16 protein-coding genes are annotated in these 14,413 nt (G+C 44.9%); 8 read left to right on the top strand and 8 right to left on the bottom strand.

Annotation, left to right across the window (positions count from 1 at the left end):
* Positions 1-327: 327 nt before the first annotated feature.
* Complete coding sequence (bolA, locus tag NL647_RS21035) at positions 328-636, bottom strand: transcriptional regulator BolA (protein WP_005436644.1); 309 nt, start codon at positions 634-636, stop codon at positions 328-330.
* Between the two features lie 205 nt (positions 637-841).
* Between bolA and NL647_RS21040 the strand changes: the two genes are divergently transcribed.
* The 4 genes from NL647_RS21040 (at position 842) to NL647_RS21055 (ending at position 4,577) form a co-directional block, all read left to right on the top strand.
* Positions 842-1,999, top strand: coding sequence for a methyltransferase (locus NL647_RS21040; RefSeq protein ID WP_253650649.1), 1,158 nt, complete (start codon positions 842-844; stop codon positions 1,997-1,999).
* A gap of 39 nt (positions 2,000-2,038) precedes the next feature.
* Positions 2,039-2,608 carry a YajG family lipoprotein gene (locus NL647_RS21045; RefSeq protein WP_050922027.1) on the top strand — a complete coding sequence of 190 codons (570 nt, stop codon included), beginning with the start codon at positions 2,039-2,041 and terminating at the stop codon, positions 2,606-2,608.
* Positions 2,608-3,153: a peptidylprolyl isomerase gene (locus NL647_RS21050; protein WP_050922029.1), complete on the top strand. Its 546-nt coding sequence runs from the start codon at positions 2,608-2,610 to the stop codon at positions 3,151-3,153. Before NL647_RS21045 ends, NL647_RS21050 begins: the two co-directional genes overlap by 1 nt.
* A gap of 71 nt (positions 3,154-3,224) precedes the next feature.
* The gene (locus NL647_RS21055) at positions 3,225-4,577 is read left to right on the top strand and encodes an MFS transporter (protein ID WP_009698664.1); all 1,353 of its coding nucleotides are present in this window, start codon (positions 3,225-3,227) and stop codon (positions 4,575-4,577) included.
* A gap of 58 nt (positions 4,578-4,635) precedes the next feature.
* Here NL647_RS21055 and NL647_RS21060 read toward each other — a convergent pair whose 3' ends face one another.
* The 4 genes from NL647_RS21060 to NL647_RS21075 are packed head-to-tail and all read right to left on the bottom strand — an operon-like array spanning position 4,636 to position 7,855.
* The gene (locus tag NL647_RS21060) at positions 4,636-5,298 is read right to left on the bottom strand and encodes a ChrR family anti-sigma-E factor (RefSeq protein WP_005450940.1); all 663 of its coding nucleotides are present in this window, start codon (positions 5,296-5,298) and stop codon (positions 4,636-4,638) included.
* Entirely contained in the window at positions 5,295-5,879 is a 585-nt protein-coding gene (locus NL647_RS21065; protein ID WP_005450938.1) for an RNA polymerase sigma factor, read from the bottom strand. The genes NL647_RS21060 and NL647_RS21065 overlap by 4 nt, the downstream gene beginning before the upstream one ends.
* 45 nt (positions 5,880-5,924) lie before the next feature.
* On the bottom strand, positions 5,925-7,262 hold the full coding sequence (locus tag NL647_RS21070; RefSeq protein ID WP_253650650.1) for a DUF4397 domain-containing protein: 1,338 nt from the start codon (positions 7,260-7,262) through the stop codon (positions 5,925-5,927).
* Complete coding sequence (locus tag NL647_RS21075; protein ID WP_005450933.1) at positions 7,259-7,855, bottom strand: LON peptidase substrate-binding domain-containing protein; 597 nt, start codon at positions 7,853-7,855, stop codon at positions 7,259-7,261. The genes NL647_RS21070 and NL647_RS21075 overlap by 4 nt, the downstream gene beginning before the upstream one ends.
* Before the next feature lie 323 nt (positions 7,856-8,178).
* On the opposite strand from NL647_RS21075, the gene NL647_RS21080 reads away from it, so the two are divergent.
* The 4 genes from NL647_RS21080 to csdA all read left to right on the top strand — a co-directional run bounded on the left by NL647_RS21080 (position 8,179) and on the right by csdA (position 11,784).
* The gene (locus NL647_RS21080) at positions 8,179-8,979 is read left to right on the top strand and encodes an outer membrane protein OmpK (protein ID WP_015297182.1); all 801 of its coding nucleotides are present in this window, start codon (positions 8,179-8,181) and stop codon (positions 8,977-8,979) included.
* 107 nt (positions 8,980-9,086) lie between these two features.
* Positions 9,087-9,977, top strand: coding sequence for a 2-dehydropantoate 2-reductase (gene panE / locus NL647_RS21085; RefSeq protein WP_085319955.1), 891 nt, complete (start codon positions 9,087-9,089; stop codon positions 9,975-9,977).
* Positions 9,974-10,573 carry a DJ-1 family glyoxalase III gene (locus NL647_RS21090; protein ID WP_050940530.1) on the top strand — a complete coding sequence of 200 codons (600 nt, stop codon included), beginning with the start codon at positions 9,974-9,976 and terminating at the stop codon, positions 10,571-10,573. Before panE ends, NL647_RS21090 begins: the two co-directional genes overlap by 4 nt.
* Entirely contained in the window at positions 10,573-11,784 is a 1,212-nt protein-coding gene (gene csdA, locus NL647_RS21095) for a cysteine desulfurase CsdA (RefSeq protein ID WP_253650651.1), read from the top strand. The genes NL647_RS21090 and csdA overlap by 1 nt, the downstream gene beginning before the upstream one ends.
* 101 nt (positions 11,785-11,885) lie before the next feature.
* Here csdA and csdE read toward each other — a convergent pair whose 3' ends face one another.
* From csdE to mltA, 3 genes are all read right to left on the bottom strand, one after another.
* Positions 11,886-12,314: a cysteine desulfurase sulfur acceptor subunit CsdE gene (gene csdE, locus NL647_RS21100; RefSeq protein WP_005450927.1), complete on the bottom strand. Its 429-nt coding sequence runs from the start codon at positions 12,312-12,314 to the stop codon at positions 11,886-11,888.
* A gap of 20 nt (positions 12,315-12,334) precedes the next feature.
* Positions 12,335-13,144, bottom strand: a complete 810-nt coding sequence (tcdA, locus tag NL647_RS21105) for a tRNA cyclic N6-threonylcarbamoyladenosine(37) synthase TcdA (protein WP_005427322.1) — start codon at positions 13,142-13,144, stop codon at positions 12,335-12,337.
* A 102-nt stretch (positions 13,145-13,246) separates the two neighbouring features.
* A complete protein-coding gene (mltA, locus tag NL647_RS21110) occupies positions 13,247-14,353 on the bottom strand; it encodes a murein transglycosylase A (protein WP_005450926.1) in 1,107 nt (368 codons plus the stop codon).
* Positions 14,354-14,413: the final 60 nt, after the last annotated feature.

Consider the following 14,413-nt stretch of genomic DNA (forward strand, 5'->3'; position numbering starts at 1 on the left):
ATTTATCAGGTGCCGTAGTCTAGCATTTTTTAGGAACTTGATGCCATGACCAATCTTAGGAAAGGAGGGTTTATTTCGGTAGAACAAGGTCTAAAAGGTTAAAGAATAGTCATAAGTTTGACCGAACGCACAAATGCCAATTCCCATATATTTGATATGGAATAAAAACATTCATGCTTTGAAACATGCATTAATTTTCATTCATTTGTTGAAACACTGTTAACACTTTTTATAACCTTTATTTGTGCCACATTTTTGTCCTGAAAAGATGTAAAACAAAAAAAGATGGCCGAAACCATCTTTTTAAATCAGTGTTTTAATCGCGCTCTAGCGACCGCCACCCATACACATAGGACTATCTGGTGCCCCATCTTGTTCAAGCTTCCACTCTTCGTTGGTGTAAGTGTGGATCGCTAATGCATGAATGTGATTATCGAGCTCATCAGCCAATACAGTATGTACCTGACGGTGACGTCCAATAAGGCGCTGACCCGCAAATGCATCACTCACCACAATCACTTTGAAGTGACTTTCAGAACCCGGCGGAACGTTATGCATATAGCTCTCATTGATCACTTTCAAATAATTAGGTTGCAGCTCACTGTGCAGTTTCTTTTCTATGATTTCTTGGATCATATTCAGTCCTCATTGATGCCAATTCGGTAAGTATATACTCTAGTTTACTAAATGAAATCAACGAAACGCCCCGCTGCGAGTTCTTCAACGCCAGGTAGTTCGCTAAAAGCCTGTGAAAATCAGTAAATTTGACAGCTTTTTGTATCTTGAATCTTCATCATTTGCGACAATAATCACTAATTTCCGAATCTACTTACGTTTAGTTATGAAAACCGAATTGAATCTTCATGATCGTAGCCTGACCCTACATCGTTTCCCAATGCGCTCTAATGAGACTCTTCAAGCATGGGACGCAGGTGATGAATACCTCATCAATCACGTGGAAGAACTTGCACTGCCTGACAATCAAAATATCGTGGTTATTAACGATAACTTTGGTGCGTTGGCTTGCTGGTTTTCAGACAAACACAATGTCACTTTAGTCAGTGATTCTTTTATCTCCCACAAGGGAGCACAACAAAACCTAGAGCAAAATGGTGGCAACAAGGCCGCATTTCTCACCACCATGGATGAGATTCCTGCGAATGCAGACTTGGTTTTGTTACAGCTACCTAAAAGCAACCGACATCTTGTTTGGCTGTTGAGTCAATTGCGTAAAACGTTGCCCGCGACCTGCCCTATTATTGCGGTCAATAAAGCGAAAGAGATCCATACTTCGACACTGAAATTATTCGAAAAATACTTAGGCGAGACAAAAACCTCTCTAGCATGGAAAAAGCACCGTCTAGTCTTCTCACACGCAAATGCGCAACCTGTTATGGAAGTAGACCCAATGACAGTATGGGGAGTTGACGGCGAAAACATCGAACTCAAAAACCTGCCAAATGTTTACTCTGGTGAAAGCCTGGATTTGGGGGCACGCTTTATGCTTCAACACCTCCCTCAAGATTCGGAGCTAAAACACGTCATCGATCTTGGTTGTGGTAATGGTGTTCTATCCGTAAAGATGGGGCAATTGAATCCCCAAGCACGCCTGACTTGTGTCGATGAGAGCTTTATGGCTGTCGAGTCTGCGAAACAAAACTTATTGGCGAATTTAGGAGAAGAGCGTGATATTCAGTGCATTGCCAACAACTGTTTGGATGGATTTAAATCAAGCAGTACTTGTATGGTGATGTGTAACCCGCCTTTCCACCAGCAGCAAGCGATTACTGATCACATTGCATGGCAAATGTTCTGCGATGCCAAACAAATACTGAACCAAGATGGCAAACTATTGGTCATAGGAAACCGTCACCTTGGTTACGATGCGAAGCTAAAACGTCTATTTGGCGACAAAAATGTGAAATTAGTCGCTTCTAACAATAAGTTCGTGATTTTACAGGCAACGAAAAATCCTGCTAAATTAGGCGCAAAGCAATAAAGTCCTGACTTTAGCAAAATGTTTAAAAGGAATAATAAGATGAAAAAACTGGTACTCGCGGCTTCGGTTGCTTTGCTTGCTGCATGTTCAGCGCCACAACAACCTCAACTGAATCTGATGCCTGAAACGACATTAAGCACAAACCCTATCGTACAAGGTAAGAGCTATAGCCTAACCAGTAAAGATGTACGCGCAGCACAATACGTTGCACTTGTTGACAACGGTCGTTCAAACATTTTGCCTCTTCATGCAAAGCAAAACCTACGCATTTCTCTTGAAGAAGCGCTAGAGAAGCAGTTCTCTTCTCAGGGCTTCCACTCTGATCTAAACAGCGACAATTCGATTGAGCTGCAAGTTCAAGAAGCGTTGGTGAACGTGAAGCATTCAGTGATGGAAAATCATATGGATGCAAAAGTGGTACTAGAGATCACGGCGGAAACTCCGCAAGGCAAGCTTGTTAAGACCTATACTGGTACAGCTAAACGTTCGGGAACATTAAGCGCTTCAGATGCAGATATTGAGCAAACATTAAATGATGTTGTTGCTTTAACATTGAAAGAAATCGCGAATGACCCTGAGCTTCGTCAATACATGCAGGAGCGATTCTAATGCTACGCAAAGTAATTCTTTCTCTCGCGCTATTGAGCTGCAGTGTTTTCGCCGGTCCGAAAGTTGCGTTTGAAACAACACTGGGTAGCTTCACCGTTGAGTTAAATGAGGAAAAAGCGCCAATTACTGTCGCTAATTTCCTTAAATATGTCGAAGACGGTAGCTACGAGGGCACCATTTTCCATCGAGTGATCCCTGGCTTTATGGCACAAGGCGGCGGCTTCAACCAAGATATGCAAATGGTGAAGACATACGCTCCAATTAAAAACGAGGGTAACAATGGTTTAAACAATGACCGTGCTACCATCGCGATGGCTCGTACCAACGCTCCAGACTCTGCTACTCGCCAATTTTTCATTAACCTAGTAGATAACGGCTTCTTGAACTATGGCGCTCGTCCACCGGGTTACGCTGTGTTTGGCGAAGTCACTGAAGGCTTTGATGTCATTCAAAAGATGGCACAACAGCCAACCAAATCTGTCGGTCGCATGCGCGATGTCCCTGATACGCAAATCGTCATCACCAAAGCAACACTGCTCAAATAGCCAAACTCATAAGCCCTTTGAATAATCGAAGGGCTTTCTCTTTTAGTGGCTCAATTTTAACGGATTGATTTATGTCTTCATTGCCTTCCATCACTTGGTTGGAAACGGTAAAAAGTTACCTTGATAAACGCCTGCTTTGGGTTTTCATGTTGGGTTGCTCCAGTGGCTTCCCATGGGTACTTATTGGTTCAAATATGTCGGGTTGGCTGAAAGATGCAGGCCTCACTCTGTCTGCTATTGGCTACTTCGGCAGTGTATTTGCGGTGTACGCAATCAACTTTATGTGGGCTCCTTTGGTCGATCGCGTCAAGCTGCCTGTATTACATCGCTTGCTAGGGCAGCGTCGTAGCTGGATCTTTCTATGCCAAAGTGTCGTGCTGGTCGCGACTCTATTTATTGCAGGTGTAAACCCAGCGGAAAACCTAGTTTTCACCTCACTGCTCGCACTGTGTATTGCCACCGCGTCAGCAACACAAGACATTGCGATTGATGCATTCCGTATTGATAGCTTTCCAAAATCAGAAGATTCGAAATTACCGCAAGCCTCCGCAATGGCAGTAATTGGTTGGTGGACTGGCTACTCTTTACCTGGTTATTTGGCATTCATCAATGCAGACAGTGTCGGTTGGAATGGCGTGTATTACGGCATGGCGTTTATTGTCATCATTTTGATGCTCTTCACTTTGCTGGTAGGTGAACCGAAAACACAGCGTGAACAACTTCAATCGGAAGCAGAGCAGCGCCATAAAGAAGTAGTTGGTTCTAAATTAGTCGCTTGGTTTACCGTTACCGTTGTAGAACCTTTCTTAGATTTCTTCAATCGAAATGGTGTTCGTGTTGCCATCACGCTTTTATTGTTTGTTTTCCTATTCAAGATTGGGGAAGCATTCTTAGGTCGTATGTCCATCGCTTTCTATAAAGAGATAGGTTTTAGCAACGAGCAAATCGGTTACTACTCGAAACTCATTGGCTGGGGTGCGACCATGTTGTTCACCTTTGTCGGCAGTATGTTCAACGTTAAGTTTGGTATTGTACGTGGCTTGATGATTGGTGGTATTGCAATGGCAGCAAGCAACCTGATGTTTGCTTGGATCGCGAAAGTCGGACCAAATGAACACTTGTTCTTGGCGACGATCATTGTTGATAACTTCACGACGGCATTCTCGACAGTGGCGTTTGTATCATTCTTGACGATATTGACCGGTCAAGCTTTCTCAGCGACTCAATACGCATTGTTAGCGTCGCTAGGTAACTTTGGGCGAACAACATTGGCGTCATTCAGTGGCGAACTGGTCGATTATCTGAATGATTGGACCACATTCTTCGTTATTACTGCCGTAATGGTTGTGCCAAGCTTGATCATGCTCTATTCATTGCGACACTACTTTACTGAGTTGCTGGAAAAGGCAAGACAAAGAAATTAAAGAAAAGATGATGAAGAAAGCCACCGAGGTAAGGTGGCTTTTTGTTCGAGTTCCTAGCTTATGGATACATGCCTTTACCAAACAGATTGAAGATTCTCGCGACACCCTGTGTGAATATCATTGGCTCGGTCAGTACTGTCAAACATAAGCAGTCTTCACCGGGCTTAGTAAAAGGGCTATGTTTTACTGACGCATCTCTTACCAGCATATCTCCCACTTCGTAGTGACCATCTTCATCACTGAATCCACCATGGAGTACAAGTGTCGATTCTTGTCCTTTGTGCGTGTGCTGTGGAATACGAACATCTTCACTTATATACATAAGGTTAACGCGCGCATCTTCCCCTAAATCCAATTGAGCGCTATACACTTTTCCACCGTAACTCTTCCACTCCCCCACTAAGTCTGAAAAGCGACTGAGCGTTTTCGGAAGCTTGAAATCTTTACCCGCAACCGCCACCTTCGCTACATCTTTAATAATAATGCTATCTGGTTTGGGTTCTGCCGTAATAATGTCGTTAAACATACTGTCAAACTCTGCATCGTATTCTGGTGAAATGTCATCAACGACAACATTCGCCTGTGCAGCTTCTAACTGATTTACATACGCTCGGCATTTGGAACAGTTTTCTAGATGTGTGGCAACCACCAGACCAGAAACTGCATCAATACTTCCGGAAGCGTAAGCTTCTAACAAGTTGTTATCTGGATGTTTGTTCATAATTGCTCCGTATGCATTGAATGCCTCAACTTCTCTACCGCGAGTCTCAATCGTGATTTCACGGTCCCCAAAGGTATGTCGAACAACTCAGCGACTTGTTGGTGTGGCAACTCTTCGAGGTATACTGCCTGCAAAACGTCCCTTTGATTCTTCGGCAGGATGTCTAAAAACTTCACCACCTGATCTTTGAGCATGTCTTGCTCTGGCGAATAATGGTCCACCAAATCAGGCGGATAATAATCTGATGGCCAAATGTCGTCAGAATGGATGTGTAGGTCCTTACCCTTTTGCTTTCTTAGTAAATCAAAACAAAGGTTACGGATAATGGTGTAAATCCATGTCGACAAAGCACTCTTGGTACCGTCGTATAAATGAGCCTTTTGCCATACCGTTGCCATGGTTTCTTGCACCATCTCCATCGCAACTTGCTCGTTACCGACATGTTTGTAGGCGAACTGCTTAAGCTTTGGTGCATAGAAACGAAATACGAAAGCAAAAGCGTCTTTATCACGCGCTTTCACTTTATTCATGTATTCATTCCATTCGCTTCGCCCCAATTTTTGTGGGCTTTCACTCATCATAATCAGCCTTAATTGTTGGGAGGGGTTGCCCCCTCCCATCCTATATTACTTGGTAATGTCACCAACAAGCAGACCAAAACCACCATTGTCATCAATTGCAATCGCCTGATATACCATGCCATTTTCTAGTGTAGGCAAAGGCGCAGGACCAATGACCGGAGTTTTATCACCTGGCGCTGTTACGGTTACAAAGTAATCGCCAGCAGTGACGTAAACATTTTGAGCACTATCTTTATACGCAAAGTTAGCTAATGCTGGATCACTTTGAGAAATATCTTGCGACGGTGTTAGATAAACATCCACACTTGCGGCTGCTGGATTTGCTGCTGCGTGAGTGACATTCAGTACCGCGCTTGTCGCAATCGATCTTCTGTTATCCGATACCACAAGAGGCTCTACCGCAAGTGGTACCGCAGTACCCACAGCGTAAACACTGTAAGACATGCCATTATCCAAAGTTACATCAGCATCGATAATAGGGTCAGTTAGCCCCGCATCAACTGTTGCATTGTAGGTACCTGCATCAACCGAAAGGTAATTAGAGATATCTTTAAACATCACGTCGTTAAGTACGACATTGCCATCCAGCGCGACGTCCACATTTGGTGCACCATCGACAAGATGCCCTACTCTCAACTCAGATTTGCTGCCTGTATTTAAAATAATAGACGACCCCATACCATCTAGCACTAGTAGCTTGACTGGTGAGCCCGAGATCGTGCCGCCGGTTTTAATGGCAGCAATGGTCAAATCTGCGTTTGCAGGGAGCGGTATGGTACCGGAGTCAAAAGCAACGTTACCACCTGCAACAAGACGAACTTGGTAATCACCTGCAGCAATATTGAGGACGTCTGTCGAGTCTTTATACCCAAGAGTGGTAATAGGCGAAGAAGAAGCAAGGTCTGCACCCGGGGCTGTTACATACAGGTCAACATCACCTACACCAGCAGCCGCATGCACAACTTGTACATCCAAACTGTTTTCATCAGCCATCGACATTGCGCTTCTTGTCACGATCAATGGCTCCACTGGATTAGCCGACCCCATTGCAGCATCACCAACAACAAATGCGGTGTATTTAAGGTCTGAGTCTAAATCCAACGACGTCTTATCAACCACGGTTGCAACTTCACCACCTGGCAGTTGTACGTCAACTTGAACCGAGTTTGTACCCTCGCGCAGTTTTACGTAGCCTGAACCCACACCGTAATTTACCCCAGTTAACGCTGCTTGGTCGTTAATCCAAACATTTGCTAACGGGGCATCTGCCGACGCGTGTACCGCTTGTAAATTCGAATATTCAATCGAGTCGCTGTCTGAACCACACGCAGCAATCCCTAGCACAGCAACCAAAGTTACTGCGGTTTTAGTTAGTCCTTTCATATCCTAGTCTCTCTTTTCGGTGGGGCGTCTATGGCTTGATTGAGAAATTCCAATGCTGGCAGGCAATCTTTTGCACCAACCAGCTTCTCAAACAACGCGCTGTCGAGCGGCAATAATTCAAGCCAACGTTGGGTGACCCACGAAGCATCATCATAAAAACGATGCTGGTAGAGCCTGCCCACCTGAGGAAACTGTTCGTATATATGATCGAGCTGCTTGCTCAAATAAAGAAAGTTGGGAGTGGGCGTTGGTTCGCACCAATTTTCAATCCACTCAACCTCAGCATGACGAAGACCATCTGAATCTGCTCGTACGCGCGTGACAGTAAAACGCTTTTCACCAACAACGGTGATACCAAGAAGCCCATCACTCAGTGTTTCGAAATCAACGATGGTGACCAAAGTACCAATAGACGACACATTCCCTACTGCTTTTGGATCCTCTCCACTACCAACAAGGCAAACGCCGAACCCGACATTCTGAACACTGCATTCTTTCACCATGCGTTGATACCGTGGCTCAAAAATGCGCAAATTCATTTTTCCTTCTGGCAGTACAACCGAGGTTAAAGGGAATAACATGACTTCTTTCATTAAATCGTCCTCTTTGATTCCCAAACTCATACGAACGGTGTATTGGAGAGATCACTAACGATTTATGTTGGTTAATCGACTGGCTTAAAAAGTCATAAAAACGTTTACGCAAACGACATGCGTCACATATTTATTGCAAAACGATGCAACAAACAAAAAGTTCCGTGAAATAAACTTATTTCGTGACGAGCTTCACTAAAAACCTTCATTTTTGCATCCTTTATCACTTTCATTTGGGATTTTTATCGCTATTATTCCCGCCAATTGGAAAGCGCAGCAAAGATTGCGTGTTCTGAATCATTACAAACATAGAGAGTCCCCTTATGCGTAAATCACTTTTAGCTCTTAGCCTTCTAGCGGCTACTTCAGCTCCTGTAATGGCTGCTGACTACTCAGACGGCGACATCCACAAGAACGATTACAAGTGGATGCAATTCAACCTAATGGGTGCATTTGACGAACTTCCAGGTGAGTCTTCACACGACTACCTAGAAATGGAATTTGGCGGTCGCTCTGGTATCTTCGACCTATACGGTTACGTTGACGTATTCAACCTAGCGTCAGACAAAGGCAGCGACAAAGTTGGCGATCCTAAGATCTTCATGAAGTTTGCTCCACGTATGTCTATCGACGGTCTAACTGGTAAAGACTTGTCTTTCGGTCCAGTTCAAGAACTTTACGTTGCAACACTATTTGAGTGGGATGGTACTGATTACAAAACTAACCCATTCTCAGTAAACAACCAAAAAGTTGGTATCGGTTCTGACGTAATGGTTCCATGGTTTGGTAAAGTAGGTGTTAACCTATACGGTACTTACCAAGGTAACCAAAAAGATTGGAACGGTTTCCAAATCTCGACTAACTGGTTCAAACCATTCTACTTCTTCGAGAACGGTTCTTTCATTTCTTACCAAGGTTACATCGATTACCAATTTGGTATGAAAGAGAAATACTCAAGTGCTAGCAACGGTGGCGCAATGTTCAACGGTATCTACTGGCACTCTGACCGCTTCGCAGTGGGTTACGGTCTAAAAGGCTACAAAGACGTTTACGGTATCAAAGACTCTGACGCACTTAAGTCAACTGGCTTTGGTCACTACGTAGCTGTAACTTACAAGTTCTAATAGAACCCATAAGTTCCCCAAAAATGGCGCCTTCTGGCGCCATTTTTATTTGCTTTCCTTTTTTCCCTCATTATCCTTGCAGCAAACCTTTTTAATGAGAGCGTTTGGTGAATATTCTTATCCTTGGACCTGGAGCTGTTGGCTCACTCTGGGCGACCAAATTCCAACTTGCCGGACACAACGTCTCCTTGTGGGGAAGAACCTCAGATAGTAAGCAACTGCTTCAACTTGATGACTCTCCTGCAATTAATTTTGCTAATCAACACCTTCCTTCTGTACAAGCCGCAGACCTGATTGTTGTGACAGTAAAAGCATGGCAAGTGGACGAAGCGATAACCCCTCTTTTGCCGTATATCAACACTGATACCATTGTAATGCTGATGCACAATGGCATGGGGACAGCACCACTTTTGGAAACAAAGCTCACTGATAACCCTATCGTGATTGCAACCACCACACACGGTGCCTATAAACCAAGCAAAGCACAGGTTCTTCATACTGGTCATGGTCACACCCAATTAGGTGGTTTTAATACCAAAGGCAATCAATGCGAATTTCTCGCGCAAGTGATGAACCACGCTTTACCAGAAGTCAGTTGGAACCCAAACATCAATGCTGCGCTGTGGACCAAGCTTGCGATCAATTGTGCAATCAACCCCCTGACAGCCATCCATCAATGCAAAAATGGTGATCTTGCTACTCCTGAGTTTGCAGTGACATTAAAAAGCATCACTTATGAGTTGGTAGCAGTCATGAACAAAGAAGAGATAAAGATCGATTTTGACTCTTTACATGCCACAATTATGCAGGTGGTTAACGCTACAGCTGCAAACTATTCTTCTATGAGACAAGATGTCCTTCACCAACGTCGTACCGAGATAGACTTTATTACTGGTTATTTGCTGCAAGCTGCCGAAAAACACCAAATTAGTACGCCAGAGAACGCAAAACTCTATCAACACATCAAACAGATTGAACAAAGCTGGACAGAACAATGAACAAAAAGATCTTAGTACCTATCGCTCCGGGCACAGAGGAAATGGAAGCGGTAACCGTTATCGATATGATGGTTCGTGCTGGCTATGACGTGACGGTAGCAAGTGCAGACTTCGATGGTGCCCTTACAATGAAGGCCTCTCGCGGTGTAACACTGACAGCGGATTGTAAATTGGTTGATATTGCTGACGATGAGTTTGATGCAATTGTTCTGTCTGGTGGTGTTGGCGGCGCAGAAACCTTCCGTGATAGCACCATCATGATTGAGATTCTGAAACAGCATATGTACGAAGGAAAACTGGTTGCCGCGATTTGTGCAGCGCCAGCTTTGGTTTTGCAACATCACAACCTTTACCCTGAAGCCCTGATGACATGTCATCCAAACTTCCAATCTCATATTCCTGAAGACAAATGGCGAGCTAAACGTGTCACCATGGATGTGAATCACAACCTACTGACAAGTCAGGGACCAGGAACTGCACTTGAGTTCGCGATGGAAATCATTATCAAACTTTCCGGTAAAGAACATGGATGGATGGTTGCTGAGCCGTTAGTCACTATCCCAACACTGCATTATCACGAACTTGGTGACGAATAATGTTTGACGTAAACGCTGTACGCGAACAGTTCCCAGCCCTAAATCAAGACGTCAACCAATCGCCTTTGGTTTACCTTGATAGCGCAGCAACAACACAAAAGCCACAGTGCGTGATCGATGTGATTAGCCGTTACTACAGTGCACAAAATGCTAACGTGCACCGTGGCAGTCACAGCTTAACAGCCAACGCGACCAGTCAATTTGAAGCGGCTCGTGAAACCGTTGCGAAGTTCATAGGAGCAAGCAGTTCAAAAGAAATCATTTGGACTAGAGGCGCAACCGAAGCACTAAACCTAATCGCACAAACTTATGCTCGCAGCACACTCCAAGCCGGTGATGAAATCCTGATCAGTGAAATGGAACACCACGCGAACATCGTGCCTTGGCAAATTGTCGCGGAACAAACGGGCGCGAAAATCGTTAAAGTTCCGATGACCTCCGATTGCCAATTCGATATCAATGCGTTTGAAGCACTATTGTCGGAGCGCTGTAAAATCGTGGCGTGTGCACAAATCACCAATGTCACTGGCTCTCGTCAACCTATCGAGAAAATCATCGCAACGGCACATGCAGCAGGTGCGGTTGTTGTTGTTGATGGTGCTCAAGGTATCGTTCATGAACCGTTGAACTTGGCAGAGCTTGATGTTGATTTTTATGTCTTCTCCGGTCACAAACTGTATGCACCCGCTGGGATTGGCGTACTGTATGGCAAACTTGAACTTTTAGAAGCAATGCCACCATGGCATGGCGGCGGCAAAATGGTCGAAAGAGTCTCGTTTGAGAAAACCACCTTCTCTGCCTTGCCGGGTAAGTTTGAGGCAGGCACACCAAACGTCGCCGGCGCGATTGCTCTAGCGAAAGCCATCGATTGGTACCAAAGCTTCGACCTAGCCGCAGTAGAGGCACATCTGCATTCTCTGCAGGACAACGCTTACCAAGCACTAAGCCAGTTGGACGACATTCAAATCCTCGGTTACCAACCGAGCGCTTCAGTACTTACCTTTGTGATGGATGGCGTTCACCACCAAGACATTGCCACGCTGCTTGATCAACAAGGTATCGCTGTTCGTGCCGGGCATCACTGTGCGCACCCTCTGATGGATGCGCTCAACGTTAAAGGCACGGTGCGCGTTTCTTTTGGTATCTACAATACGTTAGAAGATGTTGAAAAGCTGATTGCAGCAGTCGAGAAAGCGGTCGATATGCTTTAACAATCAAGATACCAATCTAGATACATAGAAAAAGGGTTGAAACCACTTGGCTTCAACCCTTTTCTTTGTTTTGTTCTTTGCGCGATTTTAACTAACGCCAACTACTGAGCCTGTGTTTTGATCTGCTCAACAATCGCTTTCAAACCATTACCACGCGATGGGCTTAGGTGAGCAATTAAACCGAGTTTTTCGAAGTAAGCATCAATATCAAACGCTTGAATTTGCTCTGCCGTTTTACCGTCGTACGCCGCCATCACCAAGGCAATCAAACCACGTACAATACGCGCATCAGAATCAGCACAGAAGTGCCATACACCGTCTTGCTCTTTGCTCACCAGCCATACTAGGCTTTCACAGCCAGATACCGTAACTTGCTCTGATTTAAGCTCTTCAGGCATTTGAGGCAACTTTTTACCCCATTGAATTACCTGACGGTAACGGTCTTCCCAACCTTTAAATTGCTGCATGGTTGCAGCGATGTCTTCACTGGTAATGTCAGTGCCAAACGGCGAAACAGGAAAATCAGTCATGATGCGCTCTCTTCTCTGAATTACTTCTTATGCTTTTGGATCAGCTTTTCAACGATACGAGATACCGCAACAAAACCAAACGTTGCTGTTACAACCGTCGCTGCGCCAAAACCACTCGCACAGTCCATACGTTTTGGACCTTCTGCTGTCGATTTCACGCCGCATACTGAACCATCGGCTTGTGGGTACTTCAATTGCTCGGTAGAGAACACACAATCGATACCAAACTTACGTGCTGGATTTTTCGGGAAGTTATGATGACGACGCAATGTGTCTTTGATCTTCTTAGCCAGTGGATCTTGGATTGTCTTGGTCAGATCTGCCACCATGATTTGGGTTGGATCGATTTGACCACCAGCACCGCCGGTTGTGATCACTTTAATCTTGTTACTACGGCAGTAAGCCAATAGCGACGCTTTTGCTTTTACGCTATCGATCGCATCCAACACGTAATCGAACTCTTTGCTCAAGTACTCGTGCTGGTTATCTGGCGTGATGAAATCGTCAATCAGATTGACCTTACACTCAGGGTTAATCAGCTTAACACGCTCTGCCATTACTTCAATTTTGCTTTGACCAACCGTGCCAGTCATCGCATGAATTTGACGGTTAATGTTAGTCACACACACGTCATCCATATCGATAAGCGTCAACTCACCAATACCAGTACGTGCCAGCGCTTCTACCGCCCATGAACCAACACCGCCAATACCAATCACACACACGTGTGCAGCACGAAGAATTTCTACTTCGCTGTTGCCGTAGAGACGACGAGTGCCACCAAAACGTTGGTTGTAGCTGTCAGATGCCGGAGTATCGAGTTCACGCATATTGAAGTTCCAGATGATCGATAGAAAAACAAAGAGTGCGATTTATACGCACTCTTTGAGGAAATGTCTAGATGATGAGAGGTGATTCCTCTCACTAGGCGCTTATTGTAACTTCTCTGGTGGTAAAGCCCAAGGCGCTTGCGTTGGTGTGTTTTCCAAACCCAACTTCCATACTCGACCAAAGTGCTTGTAATGACCCGCTTCGGTACCTGCACGTGGCCCCATACCATGGTACAAGTCGAGATGGTTTTGTTTTACCGCTCCGCCAGTGTCCAGCACAATAAGAAGGCGGAGTTGGTGCGCACCACTCCATGTACCGTCTTTATTAAGTAACGGTACTTCTGCCAAAATTGGCGTACCCATAGGAAGAATCGAGCGATCGCCCGCCACCGATGCCATTGGTAATAGAGGGATACCTGCAGAACCCGTTACCGGCGCATCCGCTTGTGGCGCGAAGAAGACATAAGACGGATTTTGCTCAAGCAACTCACGAACCGTTGCTTCATCGTTTGCCATTACCCACTCTTTGATTGCTTTTAATGACATCTTTTCACGTGGTACTTCTCCACGTTCAATCAAAATTCGACCAATGCTCACATAGGCTTTGTTGTTCTTGCCTGCATAAGCAAAATATTCCAACGTGTCATCATCTTCAAAATGAACAAAACCGCTGCCCTGCACTTCCATCATAAATGGGTCGATCATATTTGGCGCGTAACCCAACTCAAGCCCTTGCCCTTCTAGTGCACCGTTGTAGATTTCGGCACGAGTCGGACAATCTGAGCTACACGTCGGCTTGCCATACACTGGGTATTTAAACTTTTCATTTGGCTCATGGCGTAATTCCATCACCGGAGAGAAATATCCAGTAAACAACACGTTACCCTTTTTATCCCCACCACCAAGCTGCGCAGCCTGAATGCCATATGCACTCAAAGCTGTCGTATCGCCACTTTGCAATGCCCACTCGCTCAATTTTTCATACAACGGTTGGTACATTTTTGCCATTGAAGGAGAGTTAATCACCACCTGCTCTGCTTGCTTATTGAATTCAGTAAAGTCTTGCGGTTTGTTTGATTCCACCACATCCGTTTTATTTAGGATGTTTGGAAACTCGCCATCTAAATATTGTTGAGCGCGATCGTTTTGATCGGCGGCACAACCAAATAGCAAAGCTAAAGAGACGATAGGAAGGAGTTTTTTAAGCACGTGTTTTTTCCATAAAAGAAGATAGCAAAAGGATGGCAAACAAATGCACACGACGCAATT

Source organism: Vibrio sp. Y29_XK_CS5 (assembly GCF_024181835.1).
Taxonomy (GTDB): domain Bacteria; phylum Pseudomonadota; class Gammaproteobacteria; order Enterobacterales; family Vibrionaceae; genus Vibrio; species Vibrio harveyi.

Bases quoted from the DNA above. Each gene is read 5' to 3' on its own strand.
- bolA (WP_005436644.1), bottom strand. From the start codon at position 636: ATGATCCAAGAAATCATAGAAAAGAAACTGCACAGTGAGCTGCAACCT.
- NL647_RS21040 (WP_253650649.1), top strand. From the start codon at position 842: ATGAAAACCGAATTGAATCTTCATGATCGTAGCCTGACCCTACATCGT.
- NL647_RS21045 (WP_050922027.1), top strand. From the start codon at position 2,039: ATGAAAAAACTGGTACTCGCGGCTTCGGTTGCTTTGCTTGCTGCATGT.
- NL647_RS21050 (WP_050922029.1), top strand. From the start codon at position 2,608: ATGCTACGCAAAGTAATTCTTTCTCTCGCGCTATTGAGCTGCAGTGTT.
- NL647_RS21055 (WP_009698664.1), top strand. From the start codon at position 3,225: ATGTCTTCATTGCCTTCCATCACTTGGTTGGAAACGGTAAAAAGTTAC.
- NL647_RS21060 (WP_005450940.1), bottom strand. From the start codon at position 5,298: ATGAACAAACATCCAGATAACAACTTGTTAGAAGCTTACGCTTCCGGA.
- NL647_RS21065 (WP_005450938.1), bottom strand. From the start codon at position 5,879: ATGATGAGTGAAAGCCCACAAAAATTGGGGCGAAGCGAATGGAATGAA.
- NL647_RS21070 (WP_253650650.1), bottom strand. From the start codon at position 7,262: ATGAAAGGACTAACTAAAACCGCAGTAACTTTGGTTGCTGTGCTAGGG.
- NL647_RS21075 (WP_005450933.1), bottom strand. From the start codon at position 7,855: ATGAAAGAAGTCATGTTATTCCCTTTAACCTCGGTTGTACTGCCAGAA.
- NL647_RS21080 (WP_015297182.1), top strand. From the start codon at position 8,179: ATGCGTAAATCACTTTTAGCTCTTAGCCTTCTAGCGGCTACTTCAGCT.
- NL647_RS21090 (WP_050940530.1), top strand. From the start codon at position 9,974: ATGAACAAAAAGATCTTAGTACCTATCGCTCCGGGCACAGAGGAAATG.
- csdA (WP_253650651.1), top strand. From the start codon at position 10,573: ATGTTTGACGTAAACGCTGTACGCGAACAGTTCCCAGCCCTAAATCAA.
- csdE (WP_005450927.1), bottom strand. From the start codon at position 12,314: ATGACTGATTTTCCTGTTTCGCCGTTTGGCACTGACATTACCAGTGAA.
- tcdA (WP_005427322.1), bottom strand. From the start codon at position 13,144: ATGCGTGAACTCGATACTCCGGCATCTGACAGCTACAACCAACGTTTT.